We start from the raw sequence: 17,387 nt of genomic DNA, 5'->3' as shown, positions 1-17,387 counted from the left end.
AGACTTCCTCCTTTCAAATCACTAGAAGGAGCCGCGAAAGCTCCTCCAGAAAATAGCCCTCTACTTGATATGATCGATGATTTTCTCGATATCGTCTTCAATGCCAAATCCAGTTAAAAAGGATAAGGTTTGAATCACAGGTGTCCCTTTTGTATCACTTACAGGCGTTGTTGTCACAATTAAATCGGCGCCCTCTGCTTTTTGCGGGACTTCAGATGCCTTACACTGTTCCACCACGACATCATATCCTTTTTCCTTTAACGTCTCTTCCACCTTTTTAGCCACAACCGTTGATGTTGCAACTGCCGTTCCACATGATACTAATATTTTCTTCGCCATTAGAATCCCTCCAGCTCATTTATTGTTCTTTTTGATCTAAGCCCATTTCTTTCGCATACTGCTTTTTAATATCATTTCGCACCCAGTACCATAGAAGCGCATAAGCCAGAGCACAGATGATCGCTGCAATAAAGTAAGGGTTGCTCGGATCAAGAAGTCTCACCATGATCCAAGGAATGACGTGAGAGCCAAGGTCAATACCTGAAATCATGTTTGCCCCTTCTGGGAAATCAAAGCCGACTGCTTTCCCCATGGTTGTCGCAAGCGGTGCAAGGTTCGTTGCGATAAAGAAGACAATCATTAATGTAAAAATACTGTTAATAAGACCGCGAATAATATTTCCACGAGCAGCTGCAACTGCCCAGACAACTGTAAATGGCAGAACCGATAAGTCAGCAAACGGGAGCATGCCATTGTAAGGGAGAACAACAGCGAGCAAAATCGTAATCGGCACCATTAAAAGGGCTACCGCCATATTCGCTGGATGACCAATAACAATCGCTGTATCTAAACCAATATAGACATTTTTTCCTGGGAAACGCTTTTGAATATAAGAACGAGCGCCCTCAGAGATTGGAATGAGCCCTTCCATTAATAGCGCAACCATTCTTGGCATTAAGACAAGAACTGCTGCCATTTGAATACCGAGCGTCATCACACCTTTTGCATCATAGCCGCCGAGAAGACCAATAATGATACCAAGTATGAGACCCATCACAAGCGGTTCACCAAAAATGCCAAAGCGTTTCTTCAATGTTTCTGGATCAGCATGAATTTTGTTTAAACCAGGGATTTTATCAATGATGCGGTTGGACGCATACATGAGCGGGGCAAAGTTGACCGTTTCAGCATGAGCCATCGATACGCCTTTTAATCCGAAATGGTGTTCGATTGTCGGCGCCGTCCAATCGGCTAATTTTAGCGTGATCGCAGAGACGATCAAGCCGACAGCAAGAGCCAAGAACATATTATGATAAGCGTAGTAAGTAACAGAGGCTGCGAAAATCAAATGCCAGAAGTTCCAAATATCCACATTCAGCGTTTTCGTAAAGTTTACGGACAATAAGATGACATTTAATAAAAGCACAAGAGGAATCATGAGCGGGGCAACGGGTGTACCAAAGGATATGGCAGCTCCAATCGGCCATCCAACATCCAAAATATCGAGCTTTAGCCCAAGGGAATTAACCATGGCTTTTGCTGCTGGCCCAAGTCCGCTCACGAGCAAATTAATGACAAGATTGACACCGACAAATCCAATTCCGATCGTAATACCGGCCCTGAAGGATTTCTTAAAGCCCTGCCTTAAAATCATACCGAAAAGCGTCATAATAATCGGGAGCATAATAGTTGGTCCAAGGTCTAATATAAAATCGACGGCTTGCTTGATCATACATCCACCTCCTGAATTTTTCAGATAAAGCGCTTACATATTTTCGTGAATGGCTATTGGTTTAGTTCTTGCTGAAGCACGTCAACTGCTTCTTCGTAAGATGTCATGTTTGAGAGCTTTGTCATCACTTCTTCTTTTCTAAAAAGTGTCATCAGCTTCTCCAGCATCACAAGCTGTTTGCTAGGCTCAGAGATTGCTAGGACAAACACAATTTTGGCTTGCACTGTTTCATCAGGGCTTCCCATCTTATGAAAAATGACAGGTTCCCTTAAAGTAGCTACACTAATCGCTGGTTTGTTCACATGCTCAGGATCTGTATGCGGAATCGCTACCCCAAAGGCTGCAAGTGGAAGGCCTGTAGGATATGTTTTTTCTCTTTCAAGCACTGCTGGTAAAAAGCTCGATTTAATGTACCCTCCAGCTTCTAACCGCCCTGCTAAATATGTGGTCACCTCCTCTCTCGAAGATGCTTCGAACTGCAGCTTAATCAGTTGTTCATCTAACTCAAACAAGCTGTTCAAACAACCACCCCTTTCATTTGGTATAAATATGAACACATGTAACAAAAGAAAGAACATTTTTAGAATAGAACCTTTTATAAAGCGCTTACAATCATGAGTTCTAAAAAATGTTCAATACTGTTACCTTTGTAAAGATATTATAATATTCAAAATTATAAGTCAATCTCCCTAGGGAAATTTAAATAAAAAAAGACGCAGTCATCACCGCGTCTCTTCCTTCTAATCTTCTATACTGCTTGTTAAATGTGGCTTCCTATATCTAAAAATTCTGATACAAATAGATTGTCTGTCTGCACTGCCATTTCTTCCTTTGTGCCAATTTTTTCGATTCTTCCTTCATTCATCACCACAACACGATCAGCAATATCGAATGCTTCTTCTTGATCGTGTGTCACAAAAATGGTGGTCATTTGAAAGTCACGATGAACTTTTTTCAGCCAATGCCTTAATTCTTTCCTCACCTTTGTATCAAGTGCACCAAAAGGTTCATCTAAGAGGAGTGCCTTCGGCTGAACGGCAAGTGCGCGTGCCAGTGCTACACGCTGCTTTTGCCCGCCTGACAACTGATCTGGATACCGCTGCTCAAACTGCGTAAGCTGAACAACCTCTAAAAGCTCATGTACCCGCTCTTTGATGTCTTTTTTAGGCAGTCTTTCTCCTCTAGGTTTCATTTTCAGCCCATATGCCACATTATCAAAAACCGTCATATTTCGAAAAAGCGCATATTGCTGAAATACAAAACCGATCTGCCGTTTTCGTACTGGAATGTGTGTGTAATCCTGATCTCCAAATAAAATCTGTCCGTTATTGGCGTAATCAAGACCTGCAATGATTCTTAATAACGTCGTCTTCCCCGAGCCAGACGGTCCTAGTAAAGAGATCAATTCACCATTTCTTATCGATAAATCCACGTTTTGCAAAACCTTTGTCTGACCAAAATGTTTTGATATTTGTTTTGCTGTAATCCCCAAGGCCGATCCCTCCATTTATGTTGACCGCTTGCCAAGCCGGTGATCCCTCTGCTGAATGATTTGCTTAATGATTAAAGTAATGACAGCCACAAACGCCATGAGAGACGCCACAGCAAAAGCGGCTTGAAATTGGTACTCATTGTATAAAATTTCGATATGAAGCGGCATCGTATTGGTCATGCCTCGAATATGACCTGATACAACCGACACGGCACCAAATTCACCAATCGCTCTTGCACCGGCTAAAATGACACCGTAAAAAAGAGCCCATTTGATATTCGGCAGTGTCACAAAGAAAAAAGTCTTCCATCCGTTTGCACCAAGTGTGAGCGATGCTTCCTCCTCATGAATGCCTTCATGCTGCATAAACGGGATTAATTCTCTAGCAATAAACGGAAATGTAACGAATATGGTGGCTAGGATCATGCCTGGTACAGAATAAATGACTTTCCATCCATTCGCCATAAGCCAAGGTCCTAAAAGCCCGTTTGAACCAAATAAAAGCACAAATACAAGTCCAGCAATCACAGGCGAAACGGCAAACGGGAGATCAATCACAGTCGTTAACAAACGTTTTCCGCGGAAATTAAATTTTGTGATAAGCCATGCAGCACTCACCCCAAAGATCATTTGAAGCGGCAAGGTGACGACGACAATGAAAACAGTCAATTTGATCGCCGCGAGTGTATCTGGATGTGAGATGGCCAGAAGGTATGAACTCCACCCTTTCTCAAATGCCTTTGAAAAAACGGCGATCAGCGGTATGAGTAAAAATAAAATCAAAAAAGCATACACGACCGTAATCAAGAGGATTTTCACCCCTTTAGATTCGGTTACAGGACTTTTATACTGAACATGGCTCCGATGACTAAGCTCTCTCTCCAATAGTTTCACCTCACGTATACTTGTTTTTTCCGCTCAACATACCACTGAATGCCGTGAATCAATAACAGGATGAAAAACGAAAGAAGCAGCATCAAGCATGCAATCGCTGCTGCACCATGATAATCATATTGTTCAAGCTTGGACATGATCATCAGCGGTGTAATTTCTGTTTTAAACGGAATATTTCCAGCAATAAACACAACAGAGCCATATTCACCTAGTGCTCTTGCAAACGCAAGTGAAAATCCAGTCATCACCGCAGGAAACAAGGCAGGCAGCAGTATGTGAAAAAAGGTCTGTCTCCTTGTCGCTCCAAGAATCGCCGCAGCCTCTTCTACTTCCTGCTGCAGCCCTTCTATGACAGGCTGAACGGTTCTGATAACAAATGGAATGCCAATAAAAATCAGTGCCAAAATAATCCCAATCGGCGTGTATGCCACCTTGATATGCAGAAATTGACCAATCCATCCATTAGGAGAATAAAGGGTGGTCAGGGCAATACCTGCAACAGCTGTTGGGAGAGCAAAAGGCAAATCAATGAGAGCATCTAAAATTTTCTTTCCAGGGAATGTGTACCTGACGAGAACCCAGGCAATCAATACACCAAACCCTGCATTGATGAGAGCAGCTGCAAAGGAAGTCGTCACGGTCAGCTGAAGCGACTTCAATACTCTTGCATCGGTAAAAACCTTCCAAATCCCCTCTGCTCCTAATGAAGCCGTCCAAATAAATACCATGGATAAAGGAATGACGACAATCGCACTCACATAAACGAGCGTCACCCCAAGGCTCAGCCCAAATCCAGGCAATATACGTTTTCTTTTATTGGCGGCTGCATGTGCTTTCTTCATCACATCGCCCCCTATTTTTGTCCGCTGTATATTTGATCAAATAATCCGCCATCATCAAAAAATCTTTTCTGCGCTTTTCTCCACCCGCCAAACGCTTGATCAATCGTCACCATATCAATCTTTTTAAACTGGTCTTTATATTTGTTTAAGACTTCTGGATTTCTAGGACGATAATAGTTTTTCGCCGCAATTTCCTGCCCTTTTTTAGAATATAAATAATCTAAATAAGCCTTCGCCACTTTCTCTGTTCCTTTACGTTTCACATTTTGATCTACGACCGCAACAGGCGGCTCCGCTAGAATACTAATCGATGGGGTGACAATTTCAAATTTGTCTTTGCCTAGTTCGTGCTGCGTTAAATAGGCTTCATTCTCCCATGCAATTAACACATCCCCAAGTCCGCGTTCAACAAAGGTCGTTGTGGCTCCGCGTGCACCTGAATCAAGGACTTCGACATGTTCATATAGCTTTTTGACAAAATCCTTTGTTTTTTCTTCATTCCCATGAAATGTTTTATCGGCGTAGGCCCATGCAGCTAAGTAATTCCATCTCGCACCGCCGGACGTTTTCGGATTTGGCGTAATGATGGACACACCTGGCCGAATCAAGTCGTCCCAATCTTTAATATTTTTGGGATTCCCTTTCTTCACAAGAAACACAATGGTCGATGTATACGGTGTTGACTGATTTGGAAATTCTTTTTGCCAATCTTTTGAAAGCAGTCCGCGATCTGCAATCGCATCAATGTCATACCCTAAAGCCAGTGTTGCCACATCTGCCTCAAGTCCATCAATAATCGATCTTCCCTGCTTTCCTGATCCACCGTGAGACTGCTTGATCGTGACATCCTCACCTGTTTTGTTTTTCCAATACGTCTGAAAGGCTTGATTGTATTCCTGATACAATTCACGTGTAGGATCATACGAAACATTTAACAGCTCAACCTTTCCCTTTTGCTTTGAAGCTTCGTTTGCGTTTGAGCATGCAATACTCGTCACAGCCAAGACGAATATAATGGTCACGACCCAGATCCATTTCCACTTTTTCATGTTATCCCGCTCCCCCGTTATCAAAAATAGTGACACCAACCTTGCCGTTTCATACGCAAAAAAGACCCTTAGCCACCTGAAATACATCACAGTCCTGTACTTCAAATTGCCAAGAGCCTTCGGTTGTCCGATCAGCTATGTATGATTGATGTTAGTCTATATATTATTCAAACTATTCACAGGTGTCAACTCTGTTTTTTCATTTAAACAAAAAAAGAAACGCCATCTTGAAGAAGCGCTTCTTTTCCCGGGAAATGGTTTTAATCGGCAGAAAGCTTTAAATTGACACCAACAGCGGTTCCATTTCTCGAGGAGTCAGCTACTCCAGTAAATGTCCCTGCTTTTCGATCAATGAGTAAAGCTTGCACATTTCCTATATCAATAGGTGAACTGCCAAAACGATGACCCATATCATTTAGCTTCGTTCTCACATCAAGGGGAACACCTACTTCGTAACGGTAAGAAGTTGTACTGTTTGTATAAATCCGCGGCTCTTCCACCGCATCTTGCAGCTCCATGTCGTATTCAAGCAAGTTTAGGATGGTTTGTGAAACAGAAGCAATAATAGTCGTTCCACCAGGTGAGCCCACAGTCATGACCGGCTCGTTATCTTTGAATATGATGGTTGGAGTCATACTGGATAATGGACGCTTATTCGGCTGGACTTCATTTGCTCCGCCTGGTCTTGCGTCAAAATCTGTTAGTTCATTGTTTAAGAAAAAGCCATATTCCGGAACAAGGATCCCTGTACCAAATAACTGTTCAATGGTTGTTGTGAATGACACGACATTTCCCCACTGATCGGCAACAGTAAAATGAGTGGTCTCGCCAATGGTTTTATCTTCTGGCTGCGGGACAATTGGGGATGGATTTTTTTCCTCCTCATACGCCCATGGATCTCCTTCTTTCGGGTTTTTGTTCATTTGATCTAATTGAATGAGAGAAGCTCTTTTTGAAATGTAATCATCGTCTAGTAGTCCTTTTAGTGGAACATCTACGAATTCGGGGTCGCCTGCATATGCAGCACGGTCAGCATAGGAGAGATGCATTGTTTCAGCTAGCAGCTGATATTTTTCGAATGATTTGGGGTCATATTGTGATAGATTGAAGTGATCTAGTATTTTGAGTATTTGCAGCATAAACACACCGCCTGAGCTTGGTGGAGGCATACTGGCAAGCTGGTATCCTTTATAGTCCCCCCAGATAGGCTTGTCAGTCTTGACCTCATAACGACCGAGGTCATCAGTTGTCATCGTCCCGCCAAAATCTTGGACTGTCTTTGCAAGTGCTTTTGCTACTTTTCCTTCATAAAATGCTTTGCTTCCTTTTTTTGCAATGAGCTTAAATGTTTTCGCAAGACCTGGCTGTACAAGCAGATCGCCTTCTTTGAGCGGCTGATCATCTGGAAGAAAGATTGGCGCTGCGGCCGTTTTTTTCAGCTTTTCTTGATGATCTTCAATGGCTTTTGCCAGAACAGAATCGATTTCAAATCCATCCTCTGCAAGCTGAATGGAAGGCTCAATCAATTCCTTCATCGAACGGGTTCCCCACTTATCTAATGCTGCTTCGAGACCTTTTACTGTCCCTGGAACACCAACCGCATTACCGTGTGTGGACCGCTCAGCAAATGGGATGACTTTTCCCTCATCCGTTAAAAACATGTCAGGTGTTGCGCCCTGTGGTGCTCGTTCTCTACTATTGATGATGGATGTTTCTTTTGTCTTTCCATCATAAACCATCATAAAACCACCGCCGCCAATTCCAGACATCATTGGCTCTGTCACATTCAGTGCATACTGGATGGCAACAGCAGCATCCACTGCGTTTCCACCTTTCTTCAATACATCAGCACCTACTTCTGATGCCAGCGGGTGAGCAGTAGCCACCATGCCATCTTTACCAACAGCTACTTTACTCCCATGAGATTCGTTCGCATTGACTTGGCTGACAGGCAGAAAAAACGAGAAAACAAACAGACATATGGACAAAACAGTTAGAGAAATGCGTTTCATGAACAACACCCCTTCCATATTCTTACTTTGACCTTACCGACTTCTTGACCAGAATACAATAGATTATTCTAAAATTTCAAAAATTTTCATTCTATCATCCTACATTTCCCAAATAAAACATTGTTTTTCAAAACATATGACGCACTCACTCATTAGGAATAAAGACACACCATTTCCAACGATTCAGCTTCAAGGTATAATAAACACAACAAAGAGGGGGAAAAACATTGAACAACAAATGCAGATTATTTTGGGAAGACTATTGGAAAGAGAAATCAGAAAAAGCACCTGCTGACGCGTTTGTTTCGGCGTGGGCTTTCGGCTCAGATCCTGATCATTTGCTTGATCTTGTCAAGCAAGGAAAAAAAACAGCCACTTGTTCTGGACACCTTTTTTATGAAAAGGAACAGGAGCCACTTCCACAACCCGGACAATATGCGGTCATTTTGGACAGCCAAGAAGAACCAAAAGCCATCATTGAAATTACACATGTTGATGTCATGCCAATGAATGAAGTCCCCGTATCATTTGCACAAGCAGAGGGTGAAGGCGACTTATCTTATGACTATTGGTACAGAGAACATAAAGAATTTTTCACAGAAGCACTCCAATCATACGGTTTAGAATTCAAAGAGGATATGCTTCTTGTTTGTGAACGGTTTAAGCTGATTCATTCAGCTTCTTAGCCTTTAAGCGGCGCCAAATATGGCCCGCTTTTTTCGTTGCTTTTCCCCTTTTCGAAAAAGGTGTGTTGAGATCACATCTTTAGGTCAGAATAAGATCAAATAGAAAAAGTGAAGAAATTTTCGACTACACCTGTTTTTTTTCGACAAAAGAATATATAATTATTTGATGTGTGCATTGTCTCATTTATACAATGGAGGGTTTTTACATGTTAAAAAGGAAAAAAGACAAGTTTTCCGTCTTGTTAACGGAAATTGCTAAAAATTTAGATGAAACTGCTGAGTATTTTGTTAGCTATAAAGTAACAAATCAAACCACTCTGAAAGAATTTTCTGACACATTGAAGGAATATGAGACAAAAGGTGATAATCATGTTCATACCATGATTAAAGAGCTGAACAAAGCCTTTATTACACCGATTGAACGTGAAGACATTCTTCAATTAACGAATAGCCTCGATGATGTTTTAGATGGAATTGAGCATTTTTCCGCAACATTAGAAATTTACTCAATCACAAGCTCTGACGAACATATCGACAAATTCAGCCACTACATCAGAGAGTGTGCGAAAGAAATTTTAATCACAATTGATCTACTAGCTGAAAATCGCTTGAAAGATATTCATCCGCACGCAATCAAGATCAAAGAGATTGAACATAATTGTGACAATCTTCATCGTAAATCATTAAAGAACTTGTTTGGAAAAGAAACAGATCCAATTAAAGTGATTCAATACAAAGAAATTTACGAAACACTTGAAGAAATCGCTGATTCCTGTCAAAGTGTTGCCAACAATCTAGAAACAATCATTATGAAGAATGCGTAACGGGGTTAGTTAAACATGGACACATTACTCATCCTTACCATACTTATTGTCATTTGTGCACTTGCTTTTGATTTCATTAACGGGTTCCACGATACAGCAAATGCCATTGCGACTTCAGTTTCAACGAAGGCATTAAAGCCTAGACATGCAATCATCATGGCAGCGTTCATGAACTTCTTAGGAGCAATGACATTTACAGGTGTGGCAAAATCCATTACAAAAGATATCGCAGATCCATTTACACTTCAAAACGGCTCTGTTGTGATCTTGGCTGCTTTAATTGCGGCCATCACATGGAACTTGCTTACTTGGTATTACGGGATTCCGAGTAGTTCTTCACATGCATTAATCGGATCAATTGCAGGAGCGGTTATTGCCTCTGCCGGTTTTGGCGCTTTAAACTATTCGGGATTCATTAAAATCATTCAAGCACTTTTGCTTTCACCTATCCTAGCTTTCGTATTGGGATATATCGTGTATACCATTATCAAAATTATATTTAGAAACAACAATCTCGCAAAAACAAATAAACAATTCCGACGTGTTCAAATTTTAACGGCTGCACTGCAATCGTATACCCATGGGACAAACGATGCGCAAAAAGCGATGGGAATTATTACGATGGCTTTAATTGCAGGTAATTTGCATACAACAGACGACATTCCTTTCTGGGTACAATTCTCTTGTGCGCTTGCAATGGGACTCGGTACTTCTATCGGCGGCTGGAAGATTATCAAAACAGTCGGCGGTAAAATTATGAAAATTCGTCCAGTAAACGGAGTATCTGCCGACTTAACGGGTGCAGCTATTATCTTCGGTGCGACGTTTATTCACTTACCTGTTAGTACGACTCACGTGATCTCATCTTCTATTCTAGGTGTAGGTTCTGCACACAGAGTCAAAGGGGTTAACTGGGGTACGGCAAAACGTATGCTTGTCACTTGGGTGATTACATTACCGATTTCAGGAACTCTAGGAGCTCTTATATACTTTGTGTTAAATGCGATTCTCTAATATCAAAGACCTGTCTAACAGGTCTTTTTTTATTTGCCCACACACTTAAAACCCTTTTTCTGCAGGACATTTTTTCATGAAGCAGGGTTTCCAATCATATCCATAGAAATAAACAAGTATTCATCTGTCTATGGGAGAGAAGAACATGCTATTATTTTTTCAATTGACTGTATGGTTATTGCTAGGTGCTCTTGCAGTGTATGTATTTGCGGTTTGGCGCTTTGAACAAAAAGTAAAAGAAAAGATGTTTGCCATTCGTAAAACGTGGTATTGGATTTATGTAGCGGGAGCTGTTGTGTACTGGACAAATGACCCTTCTTCTATCTTCACCGATTGGATGCACTACTTGATCATTGCCGTATTTTTCGCATTAACTGATGCTTTCATCTTTCTTAGCTCCTATATTAAGAAACTCGGAAATCATGAGCTGGAAACCGACACCCATCAACTCCTTGAACAAAATAACGATCTGCTTCATTCTTACCTCAATAAACTAAAAACGTACCAATACCTATTGAAAAATGAACCGATCCATGTATATTATGGAAGTGTAGAGGCATATATAGAGGGAATTGAGCGGCTGATTTATTCTTTTGCCGACAAGATGAATATTCAAGCGGTGCTTTGTCCATACGATATGCAGGAACAAAAAGACGACCTGCTTCGGACACTTGACCAGCGGGCTCTTATTCAGGCGAAGCTTGACAGGCAGGAAGTATATTACGATGATTTCGGTCATTTGGTGCTCATCCCATTTTCTGTAGCAGATGCTCACTTTGTCATTAAGCTTACCTCCGATGAGATTGTAACGGAGTTCGACTATTTATTAATGACATCACTTACAACAATTTATGACCTAATCTTGCCTGACGAAGAGGAAGGTGATGAAGATGGACCACGCACTTCAAGGGGATAACAACAATCCTAAGAAAAACCCTTTTAAGATTTTAAAGAAAAAACGCCATATCAGTATGGCCGATTATAAGGTAAGCCCCCATACTGAGCGAATTTTTAAAAAGAATGAACAGCTTCTGGATGAGTATAAAAATAAAAAGGCTTGATTACACTAAAGGACGCGGAACGAAATCCGCGTCCTGCTTCCATTTTCACATAGACTTGCATACAATACACTATACGCTGCAACGATTGAGGTGCCAAAATGAAAAAGAAAATCAAACAACTGAGATATGTTCAGTTTGCCGAATATCAGCCGTCCCCATATACGAAGCGTTTAATTGAAAAGAGTGAAACAGCCATCCAATCATACAAACAGAAACACTCACTGATTTAACAGTTTAAGCAGCTTCTCCTTCGTTTTAGGACCGTATACCCCATCACTTGTCAGACCGTTCACCAGTTGAAAGCGCGCTACGGCATTCGCCGTTTTTTCTCCGTAAACACCATCGATGCCTTTATCTGCAGCCGATTTATCAGGATAAAAATAAACAGCAGCAAGCGCTTTTTGGACGAGGCGTACGTGCTCTCCCTTCGTTAGAGGCGAAGTCACCTTTAAAATCCCATCTGGCAGCTCATACATCATTTTTCCATCATTTCGATAAATTTTGAGAACCTGTCCAATTTGAATCTTGTTCGGGTCGCTAATGTTATTCCACTTCTGAAGATCTTGAACTGTGACGTCGTGAGCTTTGGCAATACTCGTTAACGTATCCCCGCTTTTGACGACATACGTGATGACCGTTTCAGGGTCTCCTGCCGTTTCAATTCCTTTTTTAAATTCATCCCATGTAGCGAGAAGCAGACGCGGACATGCTTTTCCAGACCAGTGCTGATGTGTGACCACATTCGCTAGTGGAATATTATGCTCTTTCAGCAGCTTTTGAATGAGCCATTGCGCATGTTTGACCGCTTGCTGGAAATTCCCATCTTCATTTTCACAAATTTCAATCCCGATCGACTTTCTGTTCCCATTTCCATTTCCGTCCCCTGCATGCCAGCCATTTTCATTTAACGGCAGATGCTGAAAGATTTCATGATCATCCACTGTAAAGTGCCAGCTTTCCGCTGTCGTTGGGCGTTTCACATATGCCGCATGACTTTTTGCATCCGCTCCCTTTGACGTGTTTGCTGTGTTATGCACCGTCACATACATCGGTGTCATGGCGTATCCTGGGCGGTTCCCGTTTCCAACTGGAATAAAATCTTGATAAATTTCTACCATGTTCTGCACTCCCTTTTGCTAAATTGAATTGATCTTTCTCATCAATTGGTGGCGTTCGTAAGACAACTTGTGTTTGTTTTAGTGATAAGACTATGGTAAAATTTGAATTCAATCCACTCTTTTTAGTAATGGAAAACGCAAAAATGAAGAAAAAAACAGGAATTAATTCCATTTTTCCTTGATTTTATGTTAAAATTGTTAAAAATAAGCCGATATTAAAAGTAAGTAATAGCTTCATTAGCTATTTAGTCCTATACGGACTTTTCTTTTACGCCAAAAACAGAACATACGTTTGCTTGGAGGTTTTTAAATGACTGGTTTTTTAACCCATTTAGAAGAAGAGATTAAGCGGTTATATGCCAAATTACAAATAAGCGGTCCTGCTTATAGAGACATGCAAAGGATCGCTTCTGAATTTCATGTATGGGTCCACTATGAGGATACTGGCAGCATGATGATCAAACATCAAGGTCTTTACAGTATTATATTAAACAGATCTCTATCGTCAGAGGAACAATGGCAGGATTTTGCCCACGAGCTTTGTCATGTGCTGAAGCATGCAGGCAACCATTTCAAGATGCACAAACTCTTTCGAGAACTGCAAGAGTTTCAGGCTAAACAATTCATGTATCACTTTTGTGTGCCGACCTTTATGCTGATGCAAATGAAGCTTCCAAACCTTCGGCAGCAAGCCATTTTGCACATTGCGCAAACATTTCACGTCACCTGGGCTTTCGCTGAAAAGCGGCTCGCCTTGTTCGAACAGCGGAAAGCAGGCATTCGCTTCCAACAAGAGTTTACATCTTATTTAATGAAAGCCGAGAAGGTCGCGGAAAAAGAAGCTGTTTATCAAACGTGAGGTTTATTCATAAAGATTTAATACTTGCTTGAGTACATTTGTGTACCGATAAAATTGCTCATTTTGCGTTTCACGGCGATAGCGCCGTCTGAAGTCTTGAAAGAATGCTCTTCTTTGAGCCTGACTGATTTCAAGTTGTACACTTTTTCCGGTTAGACATTGATTATTAATATTGTGAGGGTGTGTTCCAGAATAGCGATCAGATTCAGATAGCAGCACTGCGGGAAATCCATTAAGCGTTAAACGTTTCACTGTTTCTGCCGCTTTTTCTCTGTCTGTCCCGCCCACTAATGTTTGAAGCACCTCCGTTTCCCCGTAGCCATGGAGCGCAAACGTGTAATGATGGGCATGCACTAGAGAAAGGCAGACCGGCTCATTGAAACGTGTGCTTGTAATATGAAGCACATGATTGCCTTTCACTTTAAGGCCTTCAAATAAATACATAGAATCATCACTTGCAATTTCATGAATGAGCTCACTCACGCCAGATTCAATTCCCCCAGCATGAGGGGACAAAACCAAAAGCTGATCTCCTTTCCGCTCGTGAAGAATTTGATAGTCGATTCCCTCTCTTTCATGAGCGGAAAGCTCTTCATAACTTTGATATGTATCAATGATTTGCGTCATTCCATCTTCCCCATTTCTCTATATGAGCATAAGTCTACTGATCTTAAATTCTTTTGTAAAGGGATTTCGCATGACCTATCGACTTAATACATCCTTAAATTTTCCTTATCTTTTCGGCTATCTGTTGAATTTTGAGAAAAAATGACCGATAATTGAAATGAATAGAACTTTTGGACTATATGAATCTTTTTGCATTCTCTCTCATAAATTAGAAATATTGTGATCTACATCTGGAGGAATTCATGTTAAAAAAGAAAACCACCATCACCTTTGTCATCTTAATCCTTAGCTTCGCTGGTATCATTTACTGGAAATGCTTTTCTCTTCAAGGCGTATCTCACGGAACCTTTATCCGCTCGATGACATCACCTGACGGAGCATATATCATCAACACCTATCGACATAGCGGAGGGAAACTAAAGGAGAACGCAGTTAGAGCAGAGATTGAAAACAAACTCACCCACCGAAAGAAAACGATTTACTGGAAATACCCTGACAAAGACCCTCTCATCAAATGGAAAAATGGACAGCTTGTTCAAATTGGGCATGAATTTTTAAATGTGGTAAAGGGAGAAACATACGATTATCGCTTTGACCGGAACAAAAGAAAATAGCGTATCAAAAAAACGAATCCCTCTTGGATTCGTTTTTTACGTTGACATCACATGCTGCATGAATTCTTTCATTTCTTTACTTACGCTCGTCAGTCGTTCCACAATTTCACTAAACTCTGTCACAAGTAAAGCCTGCTCTGATGATGAACCTTTCATATGGTCCATACTCTCAAGTAATGTATGTATATTAGAGGAAATTCCTTGCAGTGAGCTTTCAATGTTTTCTGTTGCACGTGAAGTTTCACTTGAAAGCTTTTGAACCTCACTGGCTACAACACTAAATCCAGCCCCCTCTTTTCCTGCCCTGGCTGCTTCGATTGACGCATTCAATCCCAGCAAACTCGTTTGTTTCGAAATGCCCTTAATCATTTTTGTAATATCAGATGTTTTTTTCGAGCTTTCAAGTGTTTGCTGCGTTTGTAAGGTCATTTCCTCACTTGTCGCAGAAAGCTCTTCTGAATGTGCCGCCACCACATGGACCTTTTCTTGAATACTTTGAATGATGTCATTTAATGACTCCATATATGCTTCAAGCTCTAATTGATTTTTAAGTGGAAAACCTAAAGCGAGTGCGCCGATCACTTGTTGATTTTCATCAAAAATTGGCAGACCCATTGCATTTAACGGTATTCCGTAAACCGATTCAGGTACAAACGTACTTGATGTTTCACCTCTGAGCGCTTTTTTCATATTTAAATCATCTGGTTTAATGAGTTCTCCAGCACGAATTTGAAAATCCACATCTTTCGATGGCAAATACAGCAAGAATTTCTCTCGATCAATGACACCCATCGTCACTTCATTTTTTAAAATCTGCATCATATAAGGTGCTGCTGTCACAATACTCTGTAGTATATCCAATTTCTCTACCCCCTTATATAGTTTATCGGTCGTTCTTCTTAAATTAATAGTTACTTTTTAAAATAATCATGATGATTAGAAGAAATTCTTCATATTTACGAGTAAAAAGAAGTAATTTCCTTTCTATATTCAAACGTATATTTGCTATAATTAATGAATCAACATATGATGAAATGGTCATGTAACCATTTTGTGTATTCATTGGAGGCGCATGTTGTGACACAACCCATGAAATATGAGCGGGCAATCGTCATTGGCGGAGGTATCACCGGGATGCTCGCTGCAAAAGTTTTATCAACGTTTTATGATCAAGTCTTAATTATTGAAAAGGATGAACTGCCAGACTCTCCTGAGAATCGTCTCGGCACTCCTCAAGCCTTTCATCCACATAGAATGCTGCCACTTGGCAAGCAAATCGTTGAATGTCTATTTCCTGGTTATACAAAAGAGTTACTGGCAATGGACGGATTTAATACCATGCATCAAACCTCTCGATTTATCACAAAAGATGGCGAGTTAACGCTCACTGATAGAGAAGAAACTGCCGTCACAAGACGCGCAATGCTAGAGTGGGTATTGATGCAAAGAATGGTAACAGAGGAACGTGTGCAGTTTTTAGATAAACATGAAGCCATCTCCCTTCAGTTTAAAGAGGGAACTAATCAAGTCATGGGGCTCATCGTGAAGGACCGGCAAGTAAAACCTGGCAGCATTCACGAAATGAAAGCAGACTTAGTGATCGATACGTCTGGAAGAATGTCTAAGTTGCCAAAATGGTTGAAAGACGCTGGATTAACCTTGCCACAGACTGATGAGTTACATGTGTTTCTAGGATACAGCACAAGATATTATCAAATACCATCAGGTGCGCCACCCCTACAATCAATGGTTGTAGTTGGCCAGCCAAACAAGCAAATTCCAACAGGGCTGTTTGAACGGGTTGATCATGATTTAGTAGCTGTGCTTCTTTCTGCAGCTGGCGGTTCACATTATCCAACAACGGATGCTGATCAATTTGATTCAGAAACCGCTGCACTGACCCACCCCGCGATAGCAGAAGCCATCCCCCATTTAACGCCCTTTACAAAACCAAAAGGATTTAGAGTTCCTTCTTGCGTGAGACATCACTATGAACACATGCAGGATTGGCCAAGTGGATTATTGGTGATGGGCGATGCCTTGTGTACGTTAGATCCCATTCATGGACAGGGCATGACAAAGGCAGCCCTCGAAGCACAAACACTTGACCGTATGCTCAAACAAGCACAAAAAAATGAGCGGCTGTCTTTTGAAAAGGACACATTACAACAAATGCAGCAAGCGAGTGAACTTGGCTGGTGGCTTTGTGCAATTGCTGATATGGCGTGGGACGGTGTCGAGTTAAAAGGAGAAACAACCATCCCCCACTTGACGTTCGTACAGGAATTTTTAAATCGCTACGTACAATACGCCATTGTCACAAAACAGCCTGAACGACTTGAAGCGTATCACCGGATGCATTCTTTCTTAACAGAACCGAGAGAAATCATCAACTTAGAACAGCTGAACGACATGATTCAAGCTGACACCTCAGGAGAAACCGCCGAATGGTGGAAGCAATGGGAGCAAAAGAACGATGAAGGCAACCGAGCTTTTTTCCATGAAGCGGTTCCTGACTTCCGTCTAGAGCACTTTCTGTCATTAAATTGAATCAAAAAAGCCC

Annotated in this window: 20 protein-coding genes; 9 read left to right on the top strand and 11 right to left on the bottom strand. The window is 41.2% G+C overall.

Going from position 1 to position 17,387, the window contains the following annotated elements:
• Positions 1 to 60: 60 nt before the first annotated feature.
• The 8 genes from NSS76_RS06240 to ggt form a co-directional block, all read right to left on the bottom strand.
• On the bottom strand, positions 61 to 339 hold the full coding sequence (locus tag NSS76_RS06240) for a PTS sugar transporter subunit IIB (RefSeq protein ID WP_003212259.1): 279 nt from the start codon (positions 337 to 339) through the stop codon (positions 61 to 63).
• 19 nt (positions 340 to 358) lie between these two features.
• Positions 359 to 1,732: a PTS galactitol transporter subunit IIC gene (locus NSS76_RS06235; RefSeq protein ID WP_024426780.1), complete on the bottom strand. Its 1,374-nt coding sequence runs from the start codon at positions 1,730 to 1,732 to the stop codon at positions 359 to 361.
• 53 nt (positions 1,733 to 1,785) lie between these two features.
• A complete protein-coding gene (locus NSS76_RS06230) occupies positions 1,786 to 2,253 on the bottom strand; it encodes a PTS sugar transporter subunit IIA (RefSeq protein WP_341081325.1) in 468 nt (155 codons plus the stop codon).
• Positions 2,254 to 2,492: 239 nt separating this feature from the next.
• Positions 2,493 to 3,224, bottom strand: coding sequence for a sulfate/molybdate ABC transporter ATP-binding protein (locus NSS76_RS06225; RefSeq protein WP_341081323.1), 732 nt, complete (start codon positions 3,222 to 3,224; stop codon positions 2,493 to 2,495).
• A gap of 15 nt (positions 3,225 to 3,239) precedes the next feature.
• Positions 3,240 to 4,109, bottom strand: a complete 870-nt coding sequence (gene cysW / locus NSS76_RS06220; protein ID WP_341081321.1) for a sulfate ABC transporter permease subunit CysW — start codon at positions 4,107 to 4,109, stop codon at positions 3,240 to 3,242.
• Between the two features lie 5 nt (positions 4,110 to 4,114).
• Entirely contained in the window at positions 4,115 to 4,960 is an 846-nt protein-coding gene (gene cysT, locus NSS76_RS06215; protein WP_044334582.1) for a sulfate ABC transporter permease subunit CysT, read from the bottom strand.
• A gap of 11 nt (positions 4,961 to 4,971) precedes the next feature.
• Entirely contained in the window at positions 4,972 to 6,009 is a 1,038-nt protein-coding gene (locus NSS76_RS06210) for a sulfate ABC transporter substrate-binding protein (RefSeq protein ID WP_341081318.1), read from the bottom strand.
• A 260-nt stretch (positions 6,010 to 6,269) separates the two neighbouring features.
• The gene (ggt, locus tag NSS76_RS06205; protein ID WP_044334585.1) at positions 6,270 to 8,021 is read right to left on the bottom strand and encodes a gamma-glutamyltransferase; all 1,752 of its coding nucleotides are present in this window, start codon (positions 8,019 to 8,021) and stop codon (positions 6,270 to 6,272) included.
• A gap of 227 nt (positions 8,022 to 8,248) precedes the next feature.
• On the opposite strand from ggt, the gene NSS76_RS06200 reads away from it, so the two are divergent.
• From NSS76_RS06200 to NSS76_RS06175, 6 genes are all read left to right on the top strand, one after another.
• The gene (locus tag NSS76_RS06200; protein WP_024424958.1) at positions 8,249 to 8,707 is read left to right on the top strand and encodes an ASCH domain-containing protein; all 459 of its coding nucleotides are present in this window, start codon (positions 8,249 to 8,251) and stop codon (positions 8,705 to 8,707) included.
• A 206-nt stretch (positions 8,708 to 8,913) separates the two neighbouring features.
• Positions 8,914 to 9,531 (top strand): DUF47 domain-containing protein, encoded by a 618-nt coding sequence (locus tag NSS76_RS06195; protein ID WP_024426775.1) that lies wholly within the window; start codon positions 8,914 to 8,916, stop codon positions 9,529 to 9,531.
• A gap of 15 nt (positions 9,532 to 9,546) precedes the next feature.
• Positions 9,547 to 10,545, top strand: a complete 999-nt coding sequence (locus tag NSS76_RS06190) for an inorganic phosphate transporter (RefSeq protein WP_017359158.1) — start codon at positions 9,547 to 9,549, stop codon at positions 10,543 to 10,545.
• Between the two features lie 145 nt (positions 10,546 to 10,690).
• Positions 10,691 to 11,461, top strand: a complete 771-nt coding sequence (locus NSS76_RS06185; RefSeq protein ID WP_024424960.1) for a type II toxin-antitoxin system SpoIISA family toxin — start codon at positions 10,691 to 10,693, stop codon at positions 11,459 to 11,461.
• The gene (locus tag NSS76_RS06180) at positions 11,436 to 11,606 is read left to right on the top strand and encodes a type II toxin-antitoxin system SpoIISB family antitoxin (protein WP_024424961.1); all 171 of its coding nucleotides are present in this window, start codon (positions 11,436 to 11,438) and stop codon (positions 11,604 to 11,606) included. Before NSS76_RS06185 ends, NSS76_RS06180 begins: the two co-directional genes overlap by 26 nt.
• A gap of 98 nt (positions 11,607 to 11,704) precedes the next feature.
• A complete protein-coding gene (locus NSS76_RS06175; protein WP_120207232.1) occupies positions 11,705 to 11,836 on the top strand; it encodes a type II toxin-antitoxin system SpoIISB family antitoxin in 132 nt (43 codons plus the stop codon).
• On the opposite strand, the gene NSS76_RS06170 is transcribed toward NSS76_RS06175, so the two are convergent.
• Positions 11,825 to 12,724: an N-acetylmuramoyl-L-alanine amidase gene (locus tag NSS76_RS06170; RefSeq protein ID WP_024424962.1), complete on the bottom strand. Its 900-nt coding sequence runs from the start codon at positions 12,722 to 12,724 to the stop codon at positions 11,825 to 11,827. The genes NSS76_RS06175 and NSS76_RS06170 overlap by 12 nt on opposite strands.
• A gap of 310 nt (positions 12,725 to 13,034) precedes the next feature.
• Between NSS76_RS06170 and NSS76_RS06165 the strand changes: the two genes are divergently transcribed.
• Positions 13,035 to 13,583, top strand: coding sequence for an ImmA/IrrE family metallo-endopeptidase (locus NSS76_RS06165; protein ID WP_024424963.1), 549 nt, complete (start codon positions 13,035 to 13,037; stop codon positions 13,581 to 13,583).
• 3 nt (positions 13,584 to 13,586) lie between these two features.
• Here the strand turns inward: NSS76_RS06165 and NSS76_RS06160 are convergent, their stop codons facing one another.
• Positions 13,587 to 14,210, bottom strand: a complete 624-nt coding sequence (locus NSS76_RS06160; RefSeq protein WP_065214258.1) for a poly-gamma-glutamate hydrolase family protein — start codon at positions 14,208 to 14,210, stop codon at positions 13,587 to 13,589.
• A 242-nt stretch (positions 14,211 to 14,452) separates the two neighbouring features.
• Between NSS76_RS06160 and NSS76_RS06155 the strand changes: the two genes are divergently transcribed.
• The gene (locus NSS76_RS06155; protein ID WP_341081313.1) at positions 14,453 to 14,824 is read left to right on the top strand and encodes a DUF5412 domain-containing protein; all 372 of its coding nucleotides are present in this window, start codon (positions 14,453 to 14,455) and stop codon (positions 14,822 to 14,824) included.
• 36 nt (positions 14,825 to 14,860) lie between these two features.
• On the opposite strand, the gene NSS76_RS06150 is transcribed toward NSS76_RS06155, so the two are convergent.
• Entirely contained in the window at positions 14,861 to 15,685 is an 825-nt protein-coding gene (locus NSS76_RS06150) for a methyl-accepting chemotaxis protein (protein WP_224426338.1), read from the bottom strand.
• A 216-nt stretch (positions 15,686 to 15,901) separates the two neighbouring features.
• On the opposite strand from NSS76_RS06150, the gene NSS76_RS06145 reads away from it, so the two are divergent.
• The gene (locus tag NSS76_RS06145) at positions 15,902 to 17,374 is read left to right on the top strand and encodes an NAD(P)/FAD-dependent oxidoreductase (RefSeq protein ID WP_341081310.1); all 1,473 of its coding nucleotides are present in this window, start codon (positions 15,902 to 15,904) and stop codon (positions 17,372 to 17,374) included.
• Positions 17,375 to 17,387: the final 13 nt, after the last annotated feature.

Source organism: Bacillus sp. FSL R5-0654 (assembly GCF_038008745.1).
In the GTDB taxonomy this organism is placed as follows: Bacteria; Bacillota; Bacilli; order Bacillales; family Bacillaceae; genus Bacillus; species Bacillus safensis.
This window is presented reverse-complemented; position numbering and strand designations above follow the sequence as displayed.